This is a genomic window from Caballeronia humi, from assembly GCF_001544475.1.
Taxonomy (GTDB): domain Bacteria; phylum Pseudomonadota; class Gammaproteobacteria; order Burkholderiales; family Burkholderiaceae; genus Caballeronia; species Caballeronia humi.
Genome location: NZ_FCNW02000074.1, coordinates 1 through 18,444 on the forward strand (window position 1 = coordinate 1; position 18,444 = coordinate 18,444).

Sequence of the window (18,444 nt, forward strand, 5' to 3'; positions counted from 1 at the left end):
AACCGGATGCCTTAATTGGGCTCGTCCGGATCTGTGAGGGGCGAGGGGGGCAACCTCCTCGCCTACTCGGAAACCGCGGTTCAGAGAATAAAAAAAACGAATCCCCCGCCCGTGTCTCTCGGAAAATCAGACTCCAGGGTAAGTGGCTGGAATCGCGGGTAAGCAGGCGCCCAGCCGTTAATCGATACTTGAATCAAATTAAAACGTTGATCGCGAGAGTCTCGGCGTAAGTCGCCCTCGACGAAGACAGTTCGTATCAACGACACGGTCTGAACCTTCGGTATCGAGTTCGTGGTAACCCTGATCAATCCAGCCGGAAAAGAGGAACATTCATGAATAAGCTCGTCCACAAAGCGCAGAAACTGCTCGCGGAACTCGATGGTTTTCGCGTTGAAATCAGGGAGGCTGACTCGCGTGCCGACATTATTCTCGACCGACCTCACTTCAATATCGTGTCGATGCTGCAGCGGGAGCAACTCCGTGTGGTGTTCGAGGCGCTGGACGACGACCCCAGGGTGCGTGTGATCGTCGTGAGTGGGCCGCGCTTGCCGCCGAAAAGCGCAAGGCCGCTCCGGTCGCCGCCCGCGACAGGCAAACGCCGGTCAGCTCGCCGGTTCGACTGCTGTTTTCAAAGCAGTATCGCGCCATCCTGCTCGTGAACCTGTTGCTCACGATCGGCGGCGGGAGCGGCTATTACCTGACCTCGGGCTTCCTGCCCACCTTCCTCAAGGTCGTGAATCACGCGCCCAACGCCGTTGCGGGCCTCATTCTCATGATATCGAGCGTTGCCGTGATCGTCGCTTCGACGGCAGCCGGTCATCTAAGCACGCTCATCGGGCGCAAGCGTTGTTTCATCTGGCTCGGCGTGGCGCGGCTCGTCTGCTTCCCGCTGCTCTTCATCGCGTTGGCGCGGGCTGACAGCGTCGTCATGATCGGTGCTTGCGCGGTGCTGCTGAGCGCCCTGGGAAGCGCCAGCTACGCGCCGATCCTCATCTTCCTCAACGAGCGGTTCCCGACCGCGATCCGGGCATCGGGCACCGGCCTTTCATGGAACATAGGCTTCGCGATCGGCGGCATGATGCCGACGCTGGTATCCGTCGTCGCCCGCACGCCCGCCGATCTGCCGGTCGTGCTGGCCGTATGTCTGGCCGCCGTGAGCGTGCTCTATCTGATCGGCGCGTTCGTCATACCCGAGACCCGGGGCAGCCTCGCCGACGGTAACTGACCGGCATCGACGAATTCATCGGTCATCCGATGCGGCCAGCCTTGCATCCGCGCGAACGACAGGAGGCGATCATGGACAGCGTGAATCTCGAAGTGCTCGGGGCCAGCCAGCGCTGGATCGAAGCGGGGCATCGTGTGCTCCTCGTGACCGTGGTGAAAACGTGGGGTTCGTCGCCGCGTCCGGAAGGCTCGATGCTCGCCGTGTGCGACGACGGCGCGGTGGCGGGCTCGGTGTCGGGCGGCTGCATCGAGGACGATCGGGCCGAGCTGGACGGAAGCATTCTTCGCGCTGTCGATCCACCTCAGTTGCTTCGGCCAGCTTGCCACGGTCTCGCGGCTGTTGCGCCGTTGCTTGACGAGGATCAGGTCGAGCTCGTCGCGATCGTAGCTGTTGCTCAGAACGCGGCTCAGTCCGCTCGTCACTTCCAGCTTCCTGCGAATGTTTGCGATTGAATGCCGCTTGCATATGAGTCGTCGGTCCGCCGACGAAGTCCTCGAGCACGCCGAGGCGCACCGTCAGGCCCACGTTCGCACCGGATAACGCTTCGATCATTTCTATCACGCGCGACCGAGGCTGGCAATCCCGCGGCGCGCTTGTCCGCATGCCTTGCAGAGCCTTTCGATGTCTCGCTCCAGGCATTTGAATTTCTACTACATTCCATTCGAACATTTAATTTCTGAATGCGTGAGGAGATGACTACCACCAACTATTCTGATTGAAAAAAATGAAGGATAACTACAAACAACTGATAAATCGCTTTATATTAAGCGCGGCTCTGCTGTTGGCGCATGGCCGGGTGCGCTTTCGCCTTATTTCACCACTTGTCAATTACCACTCAAGGGAACGTAACGAAAGACAGCCCATCGGGCGTGCCCGAGATGCACAAGTCAACGTTTGACATGTCGAGGCGCTGACTCGGTATCTCGTTACGCGCGAAATCGCGAGAGCCTGAACGGGTGATGCGCGACCGTGGGCGCGATGTCCTGCACCAGCTGGGCCAGCAGTTCGCCGGCAGCGGGACCAATGCCAAACCCGTGGCCGCTGAACCCTGTGCCGATGAAGAAACCGGGAAGGGAGTCCACCGCCGAGATGACTGGCAGGGCGTCGGGGGTGACATCCATCATGCCGCCCCAGGCCTGGGCCACCTGGGCACCTCCGAAGACGGGGAACGCCTGCTGAAGTTGGCGGAGCGCTGCGAGTACGGCGTTGGTATTGGGTCCGGGGTCGAGCGTACGGGTTTTTTCGAACGGAGTGGGCTTGTCGAGTGGAAAGCGCGTGGGTGTGACCAGTTCTTCAAAGAACCGCCGCCCAAAGCGGATCTTGAGGTTTTGCCGTTGCGCCATCCAGGCTGGAAAGAAATGGCGCAGCAAGCGAATGCTGTCGGGCGTCACGTCGGCCACCGAGGCAGCGAGCTTCGATACAGTGTAGCCGCCGTCCGCACGGGGTCGGCAGGTGAATTCTTTGCCGTTGATCGCCAGGTCCAGACCGGAGGGCATGGGCGTTGTGCGCAGCGCCGACCCGTGCACCTTGAGCTGCGGCAGGAAGACGCCCGTGTTGCCGCATAGCAGGCGGCTCCAGGCGCCGCCTGCCAGTACGACGCGATCCGCCGCCACCCGGCCGAACTCCGTGATGACACCCGTGGTGTGGCCGTTTGCCGTGTCCAGCCCGCGCACGGCGCACTGTTCAAAGATTTGGCAGCCTGCGGCGCGCGCCAGTTGCGCGATACCCGCGGTCGCGAGGTGCGGCTCGGCCACGCCATCCTCGGCGTTATGCAGTGCACTGGTCCACGGGCGCGTGGACGGCTCGGCCAGGATCTTGCATACGGCCGCACCGGTGAGCAGGTGCGCGCCTGTCGGATGCTCACGGGCCGAGTCGAGCCACGTTTGAAGTTCGGTCTGATCGGTCGCGTTTTCGCCGAGATAGGCCAGGCCGATCTGCCGGTAACCGACGTTCACCTGTTGCTGAATCTCGCGCCAGAGACTGTTGGCGCGGTGGGCCAATGGCAACTCTGCCGGGTCTCGGCCAATGCTGCGAATCCAGCCCCAGTTGCGCGACGATTGCTCGCCGGCCAGGACGCCTTTTTCGAAGACGGCGACACGCAGGCCAGCCCGGCTCAGTGCCCAGGCGGTGCTGATGCCGATGATGCCGCCGCCGATGATGGCAACGTCGACTTGCTGCGGAAGTGAGAAGGACATGTGCAGGCGCTGGAGGTAGAGGTAAAGGAGCGGAGCGATCAGGCAGGCAAATTCCCGCCGCCGGCTCCGTGCTCCGGACTGTTCTCGTGCTATGTGGTTTGGTGTGTCAGGGGGCACTGCCCATCTCCGCGTATCGCGGCTCGGGGCGGCCCAGGCCTGTCAGCCGGGGTAGCCCATCGCGTCGCGTAGCCGATACCACTGCAGCGCGGCCATCGCGCTGATCTGGCGCACCGGGTACAGGGGCAACCGCGTAACAGGCGTGACGGGGTAGTCCAATGCCGCCGCAGGCATGCCACGCACGGCTTCGCCCAACACGCGTCCCAGCACAGTACCCATCGCCACGCCCCGGCCGCAGTAGCCGTACGCGGTCCACAGTCCTTCGGCGAGTTCATGCAGGTGCGGGAGATCATCGATGGTCATGCCCACGCGGCATGCCCAGCCGTGGGTGAAGGCCACGTCGTTCAGTTCCGGAAAGCGCTGACGGGCTGCCTGGCGTAGTTGCTCGCGCGTGGCGGGGTCGAGCTTGTCGCTGTTGCGGCCCCGGCCGCCGATCACGAACCGGCCCTTGGGATCGAGGCGGCAGTAGTAAGTGATTTTGCGGGTCTCCGAGATGCCGGCGCGCAGCGGCATCAGGCGCTGCTGCAATTCCGGTGGCAGCGGATCGGTGGCGATTTGCGCACTGGATACATTTACGTATGACTGCGCGACTTCGGGGAGCAGCCGGTCGGTGTAGGCATCGGTGGCCAAGATGACCTTCCTTGCTTGCACCGCATGACCGTTCACCTGCAACTCAAATTTCCCCGATGAGGAGGAAATCGATTGAACGGGCGAATACTCATGCAGCGTGCCGCCGAGATCGGTTACCGCCCTCGCCAGGCCGCGTGCATAGGCCAAGGGCTGCACGGCACCCGCGCTCTTCTCGAGCAAGCCCGAGGGCCAGTAATCGGAGCCCGTCGCGGCGCGCATCTCGTCGCGGTCGAGGTGAACCGTGTTGCCGCCATGCCGGTTGATTTCATGCGATCTCTGACGCAAATACTCGCTTGACGCTTGCGAGTAGGCACCCTGCAGCCAGCCATTGCGCGTTGGGTGGCAGTGGATCTGGTAACGGTCCACGAGCGCGAACAATTCGTCGGCACTGCCGTAGGAAAAACGCATCATGCGTCGGGCCGCATCGTCTCCAAAACGCTTGATCAACGCCGACGGCGGCGGCTTGACGCCGGGCACGACCTGGCCGCCGTTGCGGCCCGAGGCGCGGTGGCCGATTTCAAAGGCCTCGAACAATGCGGCGTGCACGCCAGCCTGTGCCAGGTGCAGGGCCGCCGATAATCCCGTGAATCCGCCGCCGACGATGGCAACGTCGACCTGGAGGGGACCACCCACCGCCTCGGAAGCGGCGCGCGGCAACGCGGTGCTGGCCCAGAGCGTGCTGGAGGACCTGGAGAGCCGGTTGTTCATAGCGCTACTCGGTATGCATGACACGGCGCAAGAAGTCCTGCATGCGTTCGTTGCGTGGGTGGGTCAAGACCTGTTCGGAGGGACCTTGTTCGGCAATCCGGCCGCCGTCGAGGAACAGCACCCGGTCTGATACCTCGCGAGCGAATTTCATCTCGTGCGTCACGATGACCATCGTCATGCCTTTCTCCGCCAGCTTGCGCATCACGCCAAGCACTTCGCCAACCAGTTCCGGGTCGAGCGCCGAGGTGGGCTCGTCGAACAGAATGGCGTCCGGCTGCATGGCGAGGGCCCGGGCAATCGCCACGCGCTGCTGCTGTCCGCCCGATAGCTGGCTGGGGTAATGCGACATTTTTTCTGCAAGGCCGACCGAGGCCAGGATGTCGCCCGCCCGCTCCTTCGCTTCGGCGACGCTCTCTTTCTTGACGTGGACGGGGCCTTCCATCACGTTCTCCAACGCGGTGCGGTGCGGGAAAAGGTTGAAGCGCTGGAATACCATCGACACACGCTGACGGATTGGCCGGATCCCGGCCGAAGCCGCATTTACGCGCTCACCATCGATGGTGATGCTGCCGCCCTGATACTGTTCGAGGCCGTTGATACAGCGCAGCATGGTTGATTTACCGGAGCCCGACGGGCCAATCAAGCAGACGACCTCTGCTTGCCGGATCTCCGCGTCGATGTTCGACAAGACCCGGTGCGCCCCGTAGGACTTGCTCAACTGCTCGATCTTGATCATTTACGGCTCCCCAGGCTGCGCTCCAGCTTGCCCACTCCATACATCATGGGAAGGCTCATCACGAGATAGATCAGGGCCACCAGCGTGAAGATCGTGGCGCTCTTGAACGTGGCAGCAGCGATCAGCTTGCTTTGCATGGAAAGTTCGACGACGGTGATCACCGCCGTCTGGGACGAGTCCTTGAGCATCATCACCAGATTGTTGCCATAAGGAGGCAGCGCGATCTTGAACGCTTGGGGAAGAATCACCCGACGCATCAGCAAGGCGCGCGACATGCCCAACGATTGCGCGGCCTCGTACTGGCCCGCGTCCACGGCGTCGATGCCCGCGCGAAACACCTCGGCCATGTATGACGAGTAGGCAATGCCCAGCCCCAGCGCACCGGCCTGGAATGCATTCAGGCTGACGCCGAGCTCGGGCAGCACGAAGTACATGTAGAACAGCACGACGATGATCGGAACGCCGCGGATCGTATTGGTGAGAATACGGCTGGCATGGGACAGCGGGCGGATTCCCGAAACCCGCAGCAAGGCCCAGAACAGACCCAGGAAGGTGGCGATGAGCAGCGCCGCGATGGTAATGGCGACGGTCGTTAAGACCCCCTGCATAAGCACGGGAAGGTACTCACCCGCATCGCTGAGAAATGTGTCGAACATACGTGAGCCTCGGCAGAGTCGAACAGGGTCTGCATGGCCCCGGCTTCCGCCGGCGCGCCACGCAAAGGCTAGGGGGCGTTACTGAGGCACACCCCATTTCTTCAGGATGTCCGCCAGCACGCCGTTCTGCTTGATCTTGGCAACGGCGGCATTGACCTTGGCCAGCATCTCGGTGTCGCCCTTGCGCACGGCCAGGGCGATATTGGTGGCTAGCTGGCTTTGGTAGGTGTCTACGAGGCGCACCTGCTTCGAGGCGGACGTGCGCACCTGGTAGGCCACGACCGGGCCATCCCCAAAACCCGCGTCCACGCGACGCAGGGCGATGTCTCGCACCAGGTCGGACATGGTGTCGTACATCTTCAGCTCCTTGAACCCCTGGACGGCCTTGAGAGGCTCGACATAGGACGTGCCCATCTGTACGCCGACGATCTTGCCTTTGAGATCGTCGTAATTGCGATAGGCCGTGGTGTCATTTATAGGCACCAGCAGCGCTTCCTTGTACGTCAGGACGATTTCCGAGAAGTCCACGGCTTGGGCGCGCGCAGGGGTCTTAGCGAAGGCCGATGAGATCATGTCGATCTTTTTGGTTTGCAGCGACGGGATCAAGGTGGCAAACGGGATCCCGGAGATCTCCGGCGTGACGCCCAACTCCTTGCTGACCGCACGAGCCACGTCGACCATCACGCCCTCCAGCGCATTCGTCTTCACATCGAGGAAGTTGAAGGGCACGGCGGTAGGCGTGGCGCCGACCTTGATGATCGGTTGCTGCGCATGGGCCGACATAGCGGCGAAGGTCAGAATGGCAGCCAGCGATTTCGAAGCAATCTTGAGCATAGAGCTTTCAGTTTTGGATCCGGCACGGCGCCTGGGTGACGAGGCTGGATGGATTGTGGAAAGACCGATTTATCGGGGAATGTGTATCGCTATGCAATAGATCAAATTGGTTAGCGATTTAATGAGATAAGAATACTGCAAAATTTGGACGCTGACGCCCCACTTTGTTCGGTAACTTCTCAGTGATTTCCCTCGGTTTCAGTTCCTTTGAGCAAATTTTAGGGCGGCCGATGTCAACATCCTCCCGTATTTCTATACAGTAGATGTCTATCTGTACTCGATTCATTTTCTGTCTTGCCGCCACGACGTGATGTTGGCTAAGGATTTTTCTCATGACTCCCGTGAACCCGGAATCGTCGACTCTGTACGTGCAGTCGCTGGCCACTGGCGTGCAGGTGTTAAGAGCGTTCAACACGCAACGCGCATCAATGAGCCTGCCGGAGATTGCCTCCGCAGTCGGAATCTCCAAGAGCGCGGCGCAGCGCTTTGCTTTCACGCTCGAAGCGCTGGGGATGCTGAAGAAAGACTCGCAGTCCAAGCGATATTCCCTTTCCTCGGCCAACCTGGAATCGGGCTATCAGTACCTGCAGTGCCACCCGTTGCTCGAGCGCGCGAATCCCTACCTGCTGGATCTGAACCAGCGCACCGGCGAAACGGTGAACCTGGCCGAACCTGCAGATGACTGCATGGTGTACATCGGGCGTTTTTCCAGCCTGGCGCGGCTGATTGCACATGTTCCGATCGGGCAGCGCATTCCGATGTTCTGCGCCTCGACGGGGCGCGCTTATTTATCCAGCCTGTCGGACGATGCGGCCCGCGAGATTCTGGAGCGCAGCGATCGGGTTCGCTACACGCCACAGACGGTGACGGATGTGGATGCACTGTTGACGCTTGTGCAGCAGGCACGCGAGGAGGGATTCGCTTGCTGCCATGACCAGTTCTATCGCGGCGATCTCGCCTTGGCGGTGCCGATCTGGGACGCGGCGGGCAATGCCGTTGCCGGGCTCAACCTGTCCGTGTCGTCGACCTCATTTACCGTCAAGCGTGCGATCAACAAATTCGTGCCATTGATGCTCGAAACGGCGCGCCTGATCTCCACGACGCCGCCAAATCCAACGGCACTGCGGCCTTTTCGCACCGAACCGCGGGGCCCGAAAGAGGCGGGTTAGGTCTGATGGAACCACCAAGATCCGCTTCCGCTATGCAGCCGAATATGACGATACCCGGCCGGCTCTGCGACGCTCGAGTAGGGCTGGATTATCGTCAGCCGTCAGATGCTCGTCGTGTTGGGTAATGAATGCCGGCTGACTAGGGTCGGAAGTCGAAACGCAATTGCTTCACGGCTCAGCCTGAAAAGCCCCCTGAGAGGCATGTTGCAAACCGGTCAGCGGCGACGGGGCGGATTCCATCACGAATGTTCGAAGCCGTTTTTCGACATCGACGACACGATGCATCGGCGCGCTTGCCAACTGCTGATCGTGAAGCGCAAGGACTGCCTCAACAACGGACGTCTCGTCGTCGGAGAGTCTCCAGTCGCCGTCATCAGCGCGCGCGAGCACGTTGTCGAGAGCCGTCTCGGCATCTAGATAAACCCGAACCGCGAGGCTACCGAACCTTGCGAGTTGCAGGAAGTAAGTCATGTAGATCGCGCGGGCGAGCTCGTTGATGAGATGCTTGTTGCCGCGGTCGCTGCGACATGCGGCCAACGCAAGATGGTGCGCCAATCAGAGTTCGCGCGCTTAGGCTTGGTTCATCGGCAGCAAGAGCGCCTTGCCGAGCGGCTTGTGGGTCGAGCGGCGCGTTTTTTCGCGCGATTTTTTGACATATTCGAAAACGGCTTGCGGATTCAAGCGAACTCGGCTGTTTGAGCTGCGGCGCCTTGTGAAGCGTAGCATGCTCGGCGGCGGAAGCGCCGTTCATGGGAACATGGAGGGCTTCGCTATTGTAGGTAGCTCTGAAAGCATATTGCTCGCCCCGGGCCGATCCGGTAAACGGGTCTCAATATGGACCTCTGAGCCGCCCCCCTCGGCGAGTTAAAATCCCAGACCGGCATGGCGCCGCACGGGCACTTAATGAGAATTGATCCGTATAGCCTTGAACTCTTCCTTGTTGTTGCTCGGGAAGGCTCGATTACACGCGCGGCTCGGTTGGAACATATCGCACCGTCGGCGCTGAGTAGGCGCATCGCAGATTTGGAAGAATCGATCGGGCTTCCCTTATTGATTCGTTCGCCAGTTGGCGTCGAGTTAACTGAGGCGGGCCGCCACGCATTTGTTCGCGCCACCCAACTCCACGATGATCTGCAGTCGCTTGCTCGCGAGGTTCAGTCTCTCAGCGGACAGGTGTCAGGTACTGTGCGTCTGTTCGCCAATGCCTCCGCCATCGTCGGCTTTCTTCCCGAGAAACTTAAGCTTTTCCAGGCGCGATATCCTTTGGTCCAAATCGCTCTAACCGAACGAATCAGCGACGAGGTCTTGCGTGCCTGCATCGAAGATCGCACCGATGTGGGGGTATGCGCCGCATTGCGTGCTAAGCCGAGCGGCGTGGAATCGTGGCATTTTGCCGATGATCCTTTAATGGTTGTTTTGCCTCCCGATCACGAGTTGTCGGTGAAAGAGTCTCTAACGTTCGAGGACGTCCTTCGTTACCCACTTGTCACGCTACAAGCGGGCGGCGCCCTCGATCAGGCGTTAAGAGAGCGTGCTGAAGCTAATCATGTCAGCCTTCAGGTGAGCGTAACGGTGAACAGTTTCGATGCCCAATGTCGTATGGTGGGGGTTGGGTTGGGCATAGGTATTGTCCCTAGGAGTGCAGCCTCGGCCTTCGCGGGAACAGGCAACTTTGCCCGGCGGCATTTAAACGAAACATGGGGCACGCGTGAGTTGCATGTCTACGCGCTGCGCAAGTCATCTCGACTCAAGGCTGTTCAGGCACTTATTGACGCTTTGATATCCACCGCTGAGGGTTAATCCGGACTTCGCGATACGCGATGCCCCGATTGCTGATCCAGCACTTCGTCTTGCCTCTGCTCGCGATCTAAATTCCGTGTCAGGAGGCAGGACATGACAAATCTGAGACTGGCCAAGCGGGTTCTTTTCCTGAGTGCCGAGCCGCAATCGATCAAAAGACAACTCAACGGTGAAGACCTCACGCTCGAAACCGCAGGTGCTCTGCGCGACGACGTTTCGACAGACGAAATCACGCCGATGAGCGTGTTGACGCAATTCGACGAGCGCCTCGGACGGTATCCCTATGTCGGCCTGAGGATAGGTTCGGAGTGCCCAATCGGTGTCGACAGTATCAAGTCTGGCGGATTTTCCGTAACCGTTGCGGGAAATCGATACGGCAAAGGGTCTTCGAGGGAACATAGCCCGGTCGCCGAACTGCGCGCCGGGATCAGGCTGGTGATCGCAAAGAGCTTCGAGCGCATCTACCGTCAGAACGCCGATAACCTTGGTCTTTTTACGTCGACCGACTTCAGCCTAATTGATCGTATTCAGCGCGGTGAGTTGATCGAGGTTGAAGAACTTGTCGAGTCCCGTGACGAACTTGCGGCGACCATTCTACGCAGCGGCGGCTTGCTCCGCTACGGTGAAACGCATATGCGCAACGTGTCGAGATCCGGCCTTGTCGGCGGCAGCGTAACGCCTCGCACCCTGACTGAAAAGATTCTTGCGCGCCATTCGATTCGCACCGAGCAAACCAACGCATCTATTGAGGCCGGCACCGGCACATTCGTACGCGCCGATTGGCGCTTCATCCACGAGTACTACACCGGCATGGCGACGCACATGCTGCACGCCACCTTCGGCCGGCCGTTACAGCTGTTTCAGCCAGAAAGCATTCTCGCATTCGAGGATCACCTGTCGTATTCGCATCGGAGCGAACTGCACATTAGAAATGGTCTCTTGCCTAACGTGCGTGAACTTTCCGCGGCGCACAGGCGTTTCGCGGACGAATACGGCATTCGCAACCACGGCTATCTCGAAAGCATTGACGGCAGGCCTGCTGAAGGCTCTGAAGGCATCTCCCACGCGATGATGGCCGAGCTCTACGCGCTACCGGGGCAGGTCGTGGTCGGCACCGATTCACATACACCGCACAGCGGGGCGCTCGGATGCGTCGCATTCGGAGTAGGCACGACCGACATGGCGAACGCTTTTGTCACCGGCGCCGTACGAATGACGGTTCCGTCGTCGCTACGCATTGATATGCGTGGGCCGGTGAGCGCCGGCGTCACAGCGAAGGACCTCGTTCTTCATCTCCTTGCGAACCCGAAGATCCGAGCTGGTGCCGGTGTTGGAAAAGTTTTCGAATTCACTGGCTCGGCCATTGCGCAACTCACGACCGACGAGCGCGCGACGCTCACAAACATGACGGCCGAACTGGGCGGCTTTACAGGAATCGTCGCTCCCGATGAGGAGACGGTGCGGTTCCTGAAGGAGCGGCGCGGCGTCGATTTCAAGCTCGAACCCTGGATGCAAAGCGATGCAGGCGCGCAGTACGCCGATACCATCGTACTCGAGTGCGCGGCGATCAAGCCGATGGTCGCCTTGCCAGGTGACCCGGGAAATGGCGTGGCGCTTGATGAATTGCAAGAGAGGCCAAGGATTGATGTTGCCTATGGTGGCTCCTGCACGGCGGGCAAGCGCGAGGACTTCGATCATTATCACGCGGTGCTCGCGTGGGCGGCCGAGCATGGACTGCGCGTGCCAAGCAATGTGACGCTGTATCTCCAGTTCGGCACGACCGACGTGCGCGACTACTGCGTGTCGCGCGGCTACATCGAGACGTTCGAGCGCGTCGGCGCTGAGCTTCTGCAGCCGTCATGCGGGGCTTGCGCAAATTGTGGACCCGGTTCGTCAACGGAAGCGTCGCAGGTCACCGTCAGCGCGATCAATCGCAACTTTCCGGGCCGCTCCGGCCCGGGCCAGGTCTGGCTGGTGAGCCCACCCACCGTAGCGGCAAGTGCCATCGCGGGAGAGATCGTTTCCTTCGATGAGCTCAAGGAGCGCCACGCATGAAGATCGCGGTTATTCCAGGCGACGGCATTGGGCCAGAGATCCTTGCGCAGTCGATGCGTGTTCTAGAAGCGTTACGTCCCTTCGACTTTGCCTTTGTTGTTGACGTGGTACCCGCCGGTGCATGCGCTTACGAGCAGTTTGGCACTCCGCTTCCCGACGCGACGGTACGTGCTGCGCTCGGTGCAGATGCCGTGTTGTTTGGCTGCGTCGGGGACATACGCTACGACAGCCTCGATCGTGAGCTACGCCCTGAACAAGCGATTCTTGGCCTGCGGGAACGGCTGGGGTTATACGCAAGCTTGCGTCAGGTGCAAATCAACGACTCCTTGGCGCACCTTTCTCCGCTGAAGCCGGAACTCGTATCCGGTCTCGACATTGTGATCGTCCACGAACTTTCCGGCGATGTGTATATGGGGGCGCTGCGGGGCCAGCGCGTTGTGACCGAAGGTACTTGGCAAGGTCAACGCGAAGGCTTCGACACCATGCGCTACACGGAAGGGGAAGTGCGTCGGGTGGCACGCGTCGCATTTGAGACTGCCCGTACCCGCAATAGCCGATTGTGTAGCGTCGACAAGGCCAACGTGCTGGAAACATCGAAGCTCTGGCGCCGCACTGTCATGGAAGTCGGCAATGACTACCCCGACGTGGCACTCACGCACATGTACGCCGACACGGCCGGCATGGAACTCATCGCGCAACCGAAGGCTTTCGACACGATCGTCACTGGGAACCTATTCGGCGACGTACTTGCGGATGCGGCCTCAGGGTTGACAGGCTCGGTCGCACTCGCAGCGTCGGTCATGCTTGGGACGATAGGGCCAAGCTTGTACGAGGCGGGTCACGGTACCGCATTGGATATCGCGCGAAAAGACGTTGCCAATCCTATCGCAAGCATCCGGGCGGCAGCGCTGTTACTCCGTCACTCGGGTGGTCGGCCGGATCTGGCGGACCGCATAGAAGGCGCGGTTCGGAAAGCATTGAAGCGCGGCTTTCGCACGGCAGACATCCATCGGCCAGGTACCACACTGGTCAGCACACAGCAAATGGGCGACGAGATCGTCCGAGCAATCACCGAACCCTGACGTCCGTCGTCGGTTCGAACTCTGATTCCTAAAACCAGCAGGAGACAAGCATGGCTAGTGCACAACCCGCCCCTCAGGGCTTGCGGCCAACGAAGGACGTCGCAGACCCGGCACTCGTCAATTCTCGTACCGATAGCGGCGCGATCTCTGCACGTATGGACCGTTTGCCTGCAACCCGCGCGGTCTGGAAGCTGATCGTACTGCTGAGCCTCGGGTTCTTTTTCGAAATATACGACCTGTTGTTCACGGGCTACATTGCACCCGGTCTCGTGCGCAGTGGCATTCTCACGGCGACCACAACCGGCTTGTTCGGCACGTCTGGAGTTGCCAGCTTCATCGCCGCACTGTTTTGTGGACTTTTCGTCGGGACAATTTCCTGTGGCTTCCTGGCTGACCGCTTCGGCCGCCGCGCCATTTTCACCTACGCCCTGCTGTGGTATGTGGCGGCAAATACGATCATGGTGTTTCAAACTACCGCCTTTGGGCTCAACACTTGGAGATTCATTTCCGGGCTCGGTATTGGCGTAGAACTGATCACGATCGGTACTTATATGTCGGAACTCGCGCCGAAGCATCTGCGCGGCCGCGCCTTTGCGATTTGCCAGGCTATTGGCTTTTCCGCTGTTCCGGTCGTCGCGTTTCTATCCTATCTGCTGGTTCCGCAATCACCGTTCGGCCTCGACGGCTGGCGCTGGGTGGTCCTGCTCGGCGGCGGCAGTGCGCTGATGATCTGGTGGTTTCGACGCAATCTGCCGGAAAGTCCGCGATGGCTCGCGAGCAAAGGTCGCCTTGACGAAGCCGACGCGATTCTCACGAAGCTCGAGGCAAAGGTGGAAATGGAGCAGGGGAAACCTCTTCCTGCGCCTGGGCCTTCGGAGCCGGTCGTTCGCAAAGCCAGTTTCAGCGATATGTGGAAGCCGCCTTATCGCAAGCGCACCGTGATGCTTCTCATCTTCCATGTGTTTCAGACCATAGGCTTTTTCGGCTTCGCTAACTGGGTGCCCACGCTTCTCGTCAAGCAGGGCATCACAGTGACATCGAGTCTTCTTTATACGACGATTATTGGCCTGGCCGCTCCGATGGGGCCGCTCCTTGGCTATTGGATCGCTGATCGCTTCGAGCGAAAGCATGTCATCGTTTTTATGGCTGGTGTGAACGTGGTATGCGGCCTTGTGTTCAGTCAGGTCAGCACGGCCGCAATGGTCGTCGCACTGGGCGTTTGTCTGACGCTTGCGGGAAACATCATTTCCTTTACCTACCACACTTACCAGCAAGAGCTTTACCCGACGGCAATCCGTGCCCGTGCCGTGGGATTCGTCTATTCATGGAGTCGATTGTCGGCGGTGTTTAGCTCGTTCGTGATTGCGTTCATTTTGAAAGACTTCGGCGTCACGGGCGTGTTTGTGTTCATCGCTGGCGCGATGATCATGGTGATGATCGCGATCGGAACGCTTGGACCGCGAACCAGAGGCAAATCGCTTGAAAGCATCTCCCACTAGCAGACAAAGCATCACCAGGAATTTTCAACATGACAGCAGCCGTCTCCCTTTCCGATAAGTATGACCTGCCAAAGGGCCGTGTCTACATGACAGGCACGCAGGCACTGGTTCGGCTTCTTCTGGCTCAGAAAGCGCGCGATGAATCGCAAGGACTGAATACGGGCGGCTTCGTCTCCGGATATCGGGGTTCCCCGCTCGGTTCGGTTGATCAAGAGCTGTGGAAGGCAAAGTCGTACCTCGATAAAAACAACATCAAGTTCGTGGCGGGCTTGAACGAGGAACTTGCGGCGACCGCTGTGTGGGGCTCACAGATGGTCAATCTTGACCCGAACGCGACAGTAGACGGCGTGTTCGGGCTCTGGTACGGCAAAGGGCCGGGAGTAGATCGAAGCGGCGACGTTTTCAAGCATGCCAATATTGCGGGGACAGCAAAGCATGGCGGCGTTCTGGTTATTGCGGGCGACGATCACAGTTGTAAGTCTTCCAGCCTTCCTCATCAAAGTGAGCATGCTTTCATTGCCGCAATGATCCCCGTAATGAATCCGTCCGGCGTGCGCGAGTTTCTGGAGTTTGGGCTGCACGGATGGGCCATGTCCCGCTACTCGGGATGCTGGATCGGGTTCAAGGCCATTACCGACACGATCGAAACGTCGTCTTCAGTCGACATCGATCCGTTTGCGGTCGAAATTAAAATCCCGGAAAACTATCCGATCCCTCCCGATGGATTTTCGCTACGTTGGCCGGACGCCCCATTAGAGCAGGAAAATCGACTGCAACGTGAGAGGCTCTATGCGCTGCTGGAATATGTCAGGCTGAACAAGCTCAACTATCAGTTATGGCATGCGCCTGATGCCCATCTCGGCATTGTGACCACTGGCAAGAGCTATCTCGACACACAGGAAGCATTGGCGCTTCTGGGTTTGGACGAGACTGCGGCGCGGGCGCTTGGCATCCGCCTCTTAAAAATTGGCGTCTCCTGGCCATTGGAGCCACAAGGCATCCGCGAGTTCGCCGAGGGGCTGACAGAGATTCTGGTTGTTGAGGAGAAGCGCCAGATCATTGAGTATCAAATCAAGGAGCAACTCTATAACGAGCCTGTGTGCTCGCGCCCGCGCGTCGTCGGCAAATACAGCGACGCAGGCGAGTGGGTGCAGGTACCAAAGAGCGGCATTCTGCTGTCCCCGAACGGGGAGTTGACGCCGACCACGATCGCCGCCGCAATCGCAGGGCGCCTTGCTAGACTCATCAAGGTAACCGATTTGCCAGCAGGCGTGCGGGCGTTTCTCGCCCCAGATGAGTCGTCAGCGTCGTGTGTGCAACACAACGCCGCGTTGCCGCAACGGGTGCCGTACTTCTGCTCTGGTTGCCCGCATAACACATCGACGAAAGTGCCAGAGGGGAGCCGAGCAGTCGCAGGAATTGGATGTCACTTCATGTCGATGTGGATGGATCGAAGCACCGAAACGTTCACCCAGATGGGCGGCGAAGGCGCATCCTGGATCGGGCAGGCTCCTTTCACGTCAACGCCACATATATTCGCGAATCTCGGCGACGGCACTTACATGCACTCTGGGTCGCTCGCGATCCGGGCGGCGGTCGCCGCAGGCATGAACATCACCTACAAAATCTTATACAACGACGCCGTAGCGATGACCGGGGGACAGCCTGTCGAGGGCGCACCCAGCGTGTTGCAGATCGTTCAGCAGGTTGCGGCCGAAGGCGTGCAGGCAGTGCACCTCGTCAGCGATGAACCCGCTCAATTTGAGGGCTTGAGCTTGCCTGAGGGTTCGCGTCTCGTGCATCGCGATCAAATGGATACCTTGCAACGTGAACTGCGCGACCAAAAGGGTGTGACGGTGATCGTGTATGCGCAGACCTGCGCGGCCGAGAAACGCCGGAGACGCAAGAAAAAGAAACTGATCGACCCACCCAAACGCGTTGTCATCAACGAGGAAGTTTGCGAGGGCTGCGGCGATTGTGGCGTTCAGTCGAACTGCGTCTCGATTATGCCTCTCGAGACGGATCTGGGACGTAAGGGCGCAATCGATCAGAGTTCATGCAACAAAGACTATTCCTGTGTAAAGGGATTCTGCCCCAGTTTTGTGACTGTTGAGGGTGGTCAGCTTCGCAAACCAAACAAGAGCAAAACTCCGGTGCCGTCAGGTCTTCCGGTGCCGTCGCTGCCACCGTTGGAGCAACCTTATAACATCGTCGTGACCGGCGTTGGTGGAACCGGCGTTGTCACGATAGGCGCACTGATGGGCATGGCAGCCCATCTCGAGGGCAAGGGTGTACTCGTCCTCGATATGGCTGGTATGGCGCAAAAAGGAGGTGCGGTAATGTCACACGTGCGACTCGCGGCGGCTCCTGACCGTTTGCACGCGGCACGCGTCGCATCCGCTCAAGCCGATGTGTTGCTGGGTTGCGACATGATGGTCGCCGCGGGTAAAGACGCGTTTGCGCTGAGCGCCGTGACGCGCACGGTCGCCGTAATTAATACGGACGTTGCGCCTACCGGCAGCTTCGCGCGAAATCCCGATTGGCAAGCATCTCCGGAAGCGCTCTTTGAACAGGTGCAGAAGAACGCTCGTCGCACCGTTTCGATTGACGCGTCACGCCTTGCTACGGCGCTAATGGGGGACGCCGTGGCGACAAATGTGTTCATGCTTGGTTTCGCTTGGCAGCAAGGCCTTGTGCCCTTGCAGGAACGCTCACTTACGCGTGCAATCGAATTGAACGGAGCTGCGGTTGAGATGAACAAGTCCGCGTTTGCATGGGGCCGGCAAGCGGCGGTTGATCCGTCCGCCGCGCGCCTTGCTGCGGGTATCGACAAGGCAATCAGTATCGTCATGATGCCCCGCAAAACTTCTCTCGATGCCATCGTAGCGGACCGCATGTCACGTCTCACCGCGTATCAAAACGCCGCGTACGCGCGACGCTATGCAGCCTTCGTTCGAGAGATGGCGAAGGCGGAGCAAAACCGCGTCGGTGGCGAACGCATTTCACGCGAAATTGCAACCAGTCTCTACAAGTTGATGGCATACAAAGACGAGTATGAGGTCGCTCGCCTGCACGCTGAGTCCGGATTTTTTGATCGCATTGATCGTCAGTTCGAGGGCGACTATAAGTTGCGGTTCCATCTGGCTCCGCCTCTCTTCGCGAAGCGGGATAGTCACGGTCACCTCATCAAGCAGGAGTTTGGTTCCTGGATCGCAACGGCTTTCAAATGGCTAGCCAAAGCTAAAGTCTTACGAGGCACCGTGGTCGACCCCTTCGGCTACACAGCCGAGCGTCGTGAAGAGCGTTCAGCAATCGGCGAGTTTGAAGCATTGATGCGACGCGTCATGTCCGAGCTGACTGCCGAACGACTGGACGCAGCCATTGAGCTAGCACGGCTACCCCAATCTGTCCGGGGGTTTGGTCATGTCAGAGATCACAACAAAACTCGAGCGCAGCAGCTAGAACGGAAATTAATAGGCGTTATTTCTGAGAAGGGAGACGCTCCAGCGCAGCGTGCAGCATAAGAGGAAGCCAGATCCATCGCAACGGCACCGAGGCGCAGAAGCGCACGTATCTGCCGAAGCTGGTGTCGGACGAGCACGTCGGCGCGCTGGCGATGAGCGAGCCGAACGCGGGATCGGACGTCGTCAGCATGAAACTACGCGCCGATGAAAAGGGCGACCACTACGTGCTCAACGGCACCAAGATGTGGATCACCAACGGCCCCGATTGCGACAC

At 59.6% G+C, this 18,444-nt stretch carries 12 protein-coding genes and 5 pseudogenes; 10 read left to right on the plus strand and 7 right to left on the minus strand.

Features of this window, described 5'->3' with window-relative positions:
* Window positions 1–332: 332 nt before the first annotated feature.
* The 3 pseudogenes from AWB65_RS31580 to AWB65_RS31590 all read left to right on the plus strand — a co-directional run.
* Window positions 333–533, plus strand: a pseudogene (locus AWB65_RS31580) (enoyl-CoA hydratase/isomerase family protein); the annotation flags it as partial.
* Between the two features lie 2 nt (window positions 534–535).
* Window positions 536–1,225, plus strand: a pseudogene (locus AWB65_RS31585) (MFS transporter); the annotation flags it as partial.
* A gap of 71 nt (window positions 1,226–1,296) precedes the next feature.
* Window positions 1,297–1,482: pseudogene (locus AWB65_RS31590) on the plus strand (XdhC family protein); the annotation flags it as partial.
* On the opposite strand, the pseudogene AWB65_RS37295 reads toward AWB65_RS31590, so the two are convergent.
* The 6 genes and pseudogenes from AWB65_RS37295 to AWB65_RS31620 form a co-directional block, all read right to left on the minus strand.
* Window positions 1,468–1,780 (minus strand): annotated as a pseudogene (locus tag AWB65_RS37295) (LysR family transcriptional regulator); the annotation flags it as partial. The pseudogenes AWB65_RS31590 and AWB65_RS37295 sit on opposite strands and share 15 nt — an antisense overlap.
* Window positions 1,781–2,151: 371 nt before the next feature.
* The gene (locus AWB65_RS31600; RefSeq protein WP_087670815.1) at window positions 2,152–3,420 is read right to left on the minus strand and encodes an NAD(P)/FAD-dependent oxidoreductase; all 1,269 of its coding nucleotides are present in this window, start codon (window positions 3,418–3,420) and stop codon (window positions 2,152–2,154) included.
* Between the two features lie 159 nt (window positions 3,421–3,579).
* Window positions 3,580–4,875 (minus strand): NAD(P)/FAD-dependent oxidoreductase, encoded by a 1,296-nt coding sequence (locus AWB65_RS31605; protein WP_087670816.1) that lies wholly within the window; start codon window positions 4,873–4,875, stop codon window positions 3,580–3,582.
* Between the two features lie 4 nt (window positions 4,876–4,879).
* On the minus strand, window positions 4,880–5,611 hold the full coding sequence (locus tag AWB65_RS31610) for an amino acid ABC transporter ATP-binding protein (protein ID WP_087670817.1): 732 nt from the start codon (window positions 5,609–5,611) through the stop codon (window positions 4,880–4,882).
* The gene (locus AWB65_RS31615; RefSeq protein WP_087670818.1) at window positions 5,608–6,267 is read right to left on the minus strand and encodes an amino acid ABC transporter permease; all 660 of its coding nucleotides are present in this window, start codon (window positions 6,265–6,267) and stop codon (window positions 5,608–5,610) included. The genes AWB65_RS31610 and AWB65_RS31615 overlap by 4 nt, the downstream gene beginning before the upstream one ends.
* 78 nt (window positions 6,268–6,345) lie before the next feature.
* The gene (locus tag AWB65_RS31620; protein ID WP_087670819.1) at window positions 6,346–7,101 is read right to left on the minus strand and encodes an ABC transporter substrate-binding protein; all 756 of its coding nucleotides are present in this window, start codon (window positions 7,099–7,101) and stop codon (window positions 6,346–6,348) included.
* 332 nt (window positions 7,102–7,433) lie between these two features.
* Here AWB65_RS31620 and AWB65_RS31625 point away from each other — a divergent pair, with 332 nt between their 5' ends.
* A complete protein-coding gene (locus AWB65_RS31625; protein ID WP_235007926.1) occupies window positions 7,434–8,270 on the plus strand; it encodes an IclR family transcriptional regulator in 837 nt (278 codons plus the stop codon).
* A gap of 168 nt (window positions 8,271–8,438) precedes the next feature.
* Here the strand turns inward: AWB65_RS31625 and AWB65_RS36010 are convergent, their stop codons facing one another.
* Entirely contained in the window at window positions 8,439–8,825 is a 387-nt protein-coding gene (locus AWB65_RS36010) for a hypothetical protein (protein ID WP_125474265.1), read from the minus strand.
* 348 nt (window positions 8,826–9,173) lie between these two features.
* Between AWB65_RS36010 and AWB65_RS31635 the strand changes: the two genes are divergently transcribed.
* The 6 genes and pseudogenes from AWB65_RS31635 to AWB65_RS31660 form a co-directional block, all read left to right on the plus strand.
* Window positions 9,174–10,070: a LysR family transcriptional regulator gene (locus AWB65_RS31635; RefSeq protein ID WP_087670821.1), complete on the plus strand. Its 897-nt coding sequence runs from the start codon at window positions 9,174–9,176 to the stop codon at window positions 10,068–10,070.
* 93 nt (window positions 10,071–10,163) lie between these two features.
* The gene (locus AWB65_RS31640) at window positions 10,164–12,125 is read left to right on the plus strand and encodes an aconitase family protein (protein WP_087670822.1); all 1,962 of its coding nucleotides are present in this window, start codon (window positions 10,164–10,166) and stop codon (window positions 12,123–12,125) included.
* Window positions 12,122–13,207, plus strand: coding sequence for a 3-isopropylmalate dehydrogenase (leuB, locus tag AWB65_RS31645; RefSeq protein WP_087670823.1), 1,086 nt, complete (start codon window positions 12,122–12,124; stop codon window positions 13,205–13,207). Before AWB65_RS31640 ends, leuB begins: the two co-directional genes overlap by 4 nt.
* Before the next feature lie 50 nt (window positions 13,208–13,257).
* Complete coding sequence (locus AWB65_RS31650; RefSeq protein ID WP_087670824.1) at window positions 13,258–14,706, plus strand: MFS transporter; 1,449 nt, start codon at window positions 13,258–13,260, stop codon at window positions 14,704–14,706.
* Window positions 14,707–14,735: 29 nt separating this feature from the next.
* Window positions 14,736–18,230: an indolepyruvate ferredoxin oxidoreductase family protein gene (locus tag AWB65_RS31655; RefSeq protein ID WP_087670825.1), complete on the plus strand. Its 3,495-nt coding sequence runs from the start codon at window positions 14,736–14,738 to the stop codon at window positions 18,228–18,230.
* 5 nt (window positions 18,231–18,235) lie between these two features.
* Window positions 18,236–18,444, plus strand: a pseudogene (locus AWB65_RS31660) (acyl-CoA dehydrogenase family protein); the annotation flags it as partial.

Excerpts from the sequence above, each read along its gene's own strand:
- AWB65_RS31600 (WP_087670815.1), bottom strand. The coding sequence starts at position 3,420 with ATGTCCTTCTCACTTCCGCAGCAAGTCGACGTTGCCATCATCGGCGGC.
- AWB65_RS31605 (WP_087670816.1), bottom strand. The coding sequence starts at position 4,875 with ATGAACAACCGGCTCTCCAGGTCCTCCAGCACGCTCTGGGCCAGCACC.
- AWB65_RS31610 (WP_087670817.1), bottom strand. The coding sequence starts at position 5,611 with ATGATCAAGATCGAGCAGTTGAGCAAGTCCTACGGGGCGCACCGGGTC.
- AWB65_RS31615 (WP_087670818.1), bottom strand. The coding sequence starts at position 6,267 with ATGTTCGACACATTTCTCAGCGATGCGGGTGAGTACCTTCCCGTGCTT.
- AWB65_RS31620 (WP_087670819.1), bottom strand. The coding sequence starts at position 7,101 with ATGCTCAAGATTGCTTCGAAATCGCTGGCTGCCATTCTGACCTTCGCC.
- AWB65_RS31625 (WP_235007926.1), top strand. The coding sequence starts at position 7,434 with ATGACTCCCGTGAACCCGGAATCGTCGACTCTGTACGTGCAGTCGCTG.
- AWB65_RS31635 (WP_087670821.1), top strand. The coding sequence starts at position 9,174 with ATGAGAATTGATCCGTATAGCCTTGAACTCTTCCTTGTTGTTGCTCGG.
- AWB65_RS31640 (WP_087670822.1), top strand. The coding sequence starts at position 10,164 with ATGACAAATCTGAGACTGGCCAAGCGGGTTCTTTTCCTGAGTGCCGAG.
- leuB (WP_087670823.1), top strand. The coding sequence starts at position 12,122 with ATGAAGATCGCGGTTATTCCAGGCGACGGCATTGGGCCAGAGATCCTT.
- AWB65_RS31650 (WP_087670824.1), top strand. The coding sequence starts at position 13,258 with ATGGCTAGTGCACAACCCGCCCCTCAGGGCTTGCGGCCAACGAAGGAC.
- AWB65_RS31655 (WP_087670825.1), top strand. The coding sequence starts at position 14,736 with ATGACAGCAGCCGTCTCCCTTTCCGATAAGTATGACCTGCCAAAGGGC.